The organism is Arthrobacter sp. C152, from assembly GCF_054890965.1.
Genome location: NZ_JBTZSU010000072.1, coordinates 1 through 4,023 on the forward strand (window position 1 = coordinate 1; position 4,023 = coordinate 4,023).

Genomic DNA, 4,023 nt, shown 5'->3' on the forward strand with positions numbered 1-4,023 from the left:
CCAGGGACTCAACCCACTCGGCAGTCTCTTCCGGATCACGATCAGGCAGCTGGTTGGTCAACCCGCTGAGGATATGGGAGGTATCTTCTCCTGCAGCCACGTCCAACCTCTCTTTGCGCGCATGAATCGGCGCACTCAGGCCAGGCAGGGTGACTGCCCGGCGTACATACGCCATGTGCGACGTATCGGTTACAACAGCCCGGTCATGTGTGCCGGGCAGCTTCCTAGCGCTCCTATGTCCGCACGGAGTACAAGGTTGTCGTCCGCAGGCATAGTTGTCACCAGCCACTCTAGCCCTGACCTCAACGCGATGCGTAGCCGCGGCCCGGACCCTGCGGTTGTATTTCGTTCGTCATACTTGTTGTGTGACGAAAAGCCGCTGCGCGGGCTGCCGGAACCGGATGTGACGCAGAATATGCGCAATCCCGGGGGCGGCAGCTTGAAGCGCAGGCACAAAGGGTGTTGGCTTGGGAGTAACGGAAATCACTATGCGCACCGCATAAATGAGGTATTGGAGGTACACGTGAGCGAGGCCGACGCCGCCACTTCGGTAAATGTGGCGGAAAAATTGGGTTTCAAGAATGGGGATCTGATTCAGGAGTTCGGTTACGACGACGACGTCGATTTCGACTTGCGTGACGATATTGAGGACCTCACCGGTTCCGAAATGCTGGACGAGGACGACCACGAAGTGGCGGACGCCGTCATCCTGTGGTGGCGGGAAGGTGACGGAGACCTCGTGGACAGCCTGGTGGATTCCCTGACCACCCTCAGCGAGAAGGGCGTTGTCTGGGTCCTCACCCCCAAGTCCGGGAGGGACGGCTATGTCTCGCCGGCGGACATCCAGGAAGCCGCCCCCACCGCCGGCCTGCACGTCACCACCTCGGCCGGCGTCTCCAAGGACTGGAGCGCAACCCGCCTGGTGAGCAGGAAGAACAAGTGACTGCAGCGGTCGAAACAGCCTCCGCCGCTGTGCCCGCCCTCGGTTCCGAAGCCCCCGACTTCGAGCTCGCCAACCAGTACGGTGAGCCGGTCAGGCTCTCGTCCTACCGGGGGCAAAATGTGGCACTGGTTTTCTATCCCTTTGCCTTTTCCGGCATCTGCACCGGCGAGCTTTGTGAGATACGGGACAACCTGGCCGCCTTTGAAGACGCCAATGCCGTGGTGCTGGCTGTTTCCGTGGACAGCAAGTTCAGCCTCCGGGCCTACGCGGCGCAGGAAGGCTACACCTTCGACCTGCTCGCGGACTTCTGGCCGCACGGAGGAGTGGCCGAAGCGTACGGTGTCTTCGACGCGGCCAGCGGTATGGCAAAACGGGCCACCTTCATCATCGATGCAGAAGGCGCGGTCCGCTACAGCGTTGTTAATCCGCGGGGCCAGGCCCGGGATTTCAGCGAATACCGCTCAGCCCTGGTCGGCCTGAAACGGACCTGAGCCGCAGTGGCTGGGCGGCGGCATGGGACAGGCCTGACGGGCTTTGCCAGCATGCCGCCTGCCGTTCCTGAGCCGCCGTCAGCCGGCGACCTCGAAATGTTGGCCCGGATCCGGGACCTGCTTGCGGGCTCCCGCTTTGCCCTGCTGACCGGGGCGGGCCTGAGCACCGATTCGGGAATCCCGGACTACCGCGGCCCCGACTCACCGCCCCGTTCGCCCATGACCTACCAGGAGTTCGTCCGGGAGGCCGGCAACCGCCAGCGCTACTGGGCGAGGAACCATATCGGCTGGTCCCACCTCCGCCATGCCGACCCCAACCAGGGGCACTACGCCGCGGCGGAGCTTGAACGGCGCGGCCACCTGACCGGTTTGATCACCCAGAACGTGGACCGCCTCCATGAGGATGCGGGCAGTTCCAATGTGGTCGATCTGCATGGCCGGTACGACCAGGTGGTGTGCCTGGACTGCGGACGGACCTACTCCCGCCGCTTGGTGGCCGGCATGCTCGAAGAGCTGAACCCGGGCTTCCTGGAACGGGCCGCGGCAACCGGCCTCGTGGAAATGGCGCCCGATGCCGATTCGACCGTGGAGGACCAGGCCCTTATCGGCAGTTTCGTGGTTGCAACATGTCCTGCCTGCGGCGGGACGCTGAAGCCGGACTTCGTCTACTTCGGAGAAAACGTTCCCAAGGACAGGGTGGAGCGGTCCTACGCGATGGTGGATGAGGCCGGGGCGCTGGTAGTGGCGGGCTCATCGCTGACGGTAATGAGCGGCCTGAGGTTCGTCCGGCATGCGGCCAAAGACGGCAAGCCCGTGGTCATCATCAACCGGGGCGCAACGCGTGGTGACGACAAAGCCACTATCAAACTTGAGGCCGGCGTCAGCCAGGCGCTTGCCTACCTGGCGAGCGAACTGCCCCGCCGTTAGCCGGGGTGCAGACCCTGGCCGGATTCGCGTTTATGGCTTCGCGTCGGGTAGAGTATATGTTCGTTGGTTGCGGCGGGAATCGCCGGAAACAGCAGGTTTTGGGTCTTTAGCTCAGCTGGTAGAGCGCCACGTTTACACCGTGGATGTCATCGGTTCGATCCCGGTAGGACCCACAGGAATAACCCCGTTGCCCGTTTTCACGGCGGATGCAGCGGGGTTTTTGCTTTTGCCGCCAGTGCCAGCCGGCTGCCCAACCGGGATTGTCGGACCATGGTCCTAGGGTGCTGGCATGGAACACGTCATACTGCACACGGACCACCAGGGAATTCCGACGGCGGTGCTCAGCCAAGGCAGGCTATGGTCCGTGGGTGCCGAGCCGGTGAGATGGTTTGAGCGGGTCAACTGGTGGGAGACCAGCCGCAGGATGCCCAGGGGCAGCAGCCGGGTGGACGTCGAGGTCCTCCAACTGCAGGTCACGCTCGGCACCAACCGCAGGTCCGCCCTCACCACCATCTACCTGCAGCGGGACGGCCTTGGAGGCGGCTGGCGATTGCGGGACTCGAGCGCCGGAGCGGCATGAGCGGGGCCGCCCGGGCATTGGAAAACCCTCCACCGCGACTATTGGGGGATGCCGCGGTGGAGGGCCTGCGTTGAGTATACCGTGAACTTCCGGAAACAAAAAGTCATCCCCTAAATGTGGCGTCGCTGCCTTCTTACTGCCCGTCGTGACCGCAACGTCAGCCATTATGATGGTTTGTGTTCAGCTGAATGGACAGTTAACAAAGAAGCGCCAGCGCACTATGAAGGAGAATCATGGCCGATTCCCGTACCCCCCGTTCCTCCGAAGGGACGGGAAGCGCATCGCCGGCGCCGGCCGTCACGCGCGCCGCCGCCGTACTCGAAGCCCTGGCGGCCTCACCTGGCGGACGGCTCACCCTCAGTGACCTGGCGCGGGAACTCGGAATCCCGAAGTCCTCCACCTCAAATCTGCTGCTCGCGCTCGAGGAGGCGCGGCTTATCAACCGGCAGGGCGCAGAATTCACGCTGGGGCGCAAGCTCGTTGAACTCGGGGCGGCGTATCTTAGCCGCATGGACGAGGTCCAGGAGTTCTACCGGTATTGCGAGCAGGCGCCCACCCTTTCCGGTGAGACGGTACGGATTGCCATGCTTGACGGGGCCAACGTCATTTATCTTGCACGTTACGAAGGGCACCCGGCCGTCCGGCTGACCTCCAACATCGGCGACAAGATGCCGGTCTCGCTCTGCGCCGTCGGAAAGGCCCTGATTGCGCGGCTCCATGACCACGACGTCGAGGACATGTTCCCGGACGACGCCGAACTGCCGGTGCTGACCCCCAAATCCCTGCGGACGGGCCGTGAGCTGAAGGACCAACTCCAGACCATCAGGGAGCAGGGCTACTCCTTCGAGGATGAGGAATCCACCACCGGGGTGGTCTGCCTCGGGGTCGCTGTGCCCACCAGGGGCTCGCATGGGCCCAGCCTGGGACTGTCTGTCACGGCGCTCAAGGCGACCTATACGCAGGAGCAGGGAGCCCGGATGGTGAAGGAGCTGCAGGAGCTCGCACGGTCGCTCGGGAACCCCATGGGCTAGGAGACTGCTGAACTAAGTGCTTCGTGGGGCTGGTCCCGGGCGTTCATTGGC

5 protein-coding genes and 1 tRNA gene are annotated in these 4,023 nt (G+C 63.6%); all 6 read left to right on the forward strand.

Annotated features, from left to right (window positions below):
• Positions 1-523 precede the first annotated feature (523 nt).
• Positions 524-943 (forward strand): DUF3052 domain-containing protein, encoded by a 420-nt coding sequence (locus ACYSM9_RS21615; RefSeq protein ID WP_461858999.1) that lies wholly within the window; start codon positions 524-526, stop codon positions 941-943.
• On the forward strand, positions 940-1,434 hold the full coding sequence (locus ACYSM9_RS21620; RefSeq protein WP_461859000.1) for a peroxiredoxin: 495 nt from the start codon (positions 940-942) through the stop codon (positions 1,432-1,434). Before ACYSM9_RS21615 ends, ACYSM9_RS21620 begins: the two co-directional genes overlap by 4 nt.
• 51 nt (positions 1,435-1,485) lie before the next feature.
• Complete coding sequence (locus ACYSM9_RS21625) at positions 1,486-2,361, forward strand: NAD-dependent protein deacetylase (RefSeq protein WP_461859001.1); 876 nt, start codon at positions 1,486-1,488, stop codon at positions 2,359-2,361.
• Between the two features lie 100 nt (positions 2,362-2,461).
• Positions 2,462-2,534, forward strand: a tRNA-Val gene (locus ACYSM9_RS21630).
• Positions 2,535-2,650: 116 nt separating this feature from the next.
• The gene (locus ACYSM9_RS21635; RefSeq protein WP_461859002.1) at positions 2,651-2,941 is read left to right on the forward strand and encodes a hypothetical protein; all 291 of its coding nucleotides are present in this window, start codon (positions 2,651-2,653) and stop codon (positions 2,939-2,941) included.
• A gap of 233 nt (positions 2,942-3,174) precedes the next feature.
• A complete protein-coding gene (locus tag ACYSM9_RS21640) occupies positions 3,175-3,972 on the forward strand; it encodes an IclR family transcriptional regulator (RefSeq protein ID WP_461859003.1) in 798 nt (265 codons plus the stop codon).
• Positions 3,973-4,023 lie beyond the last annotated feature (51 nt).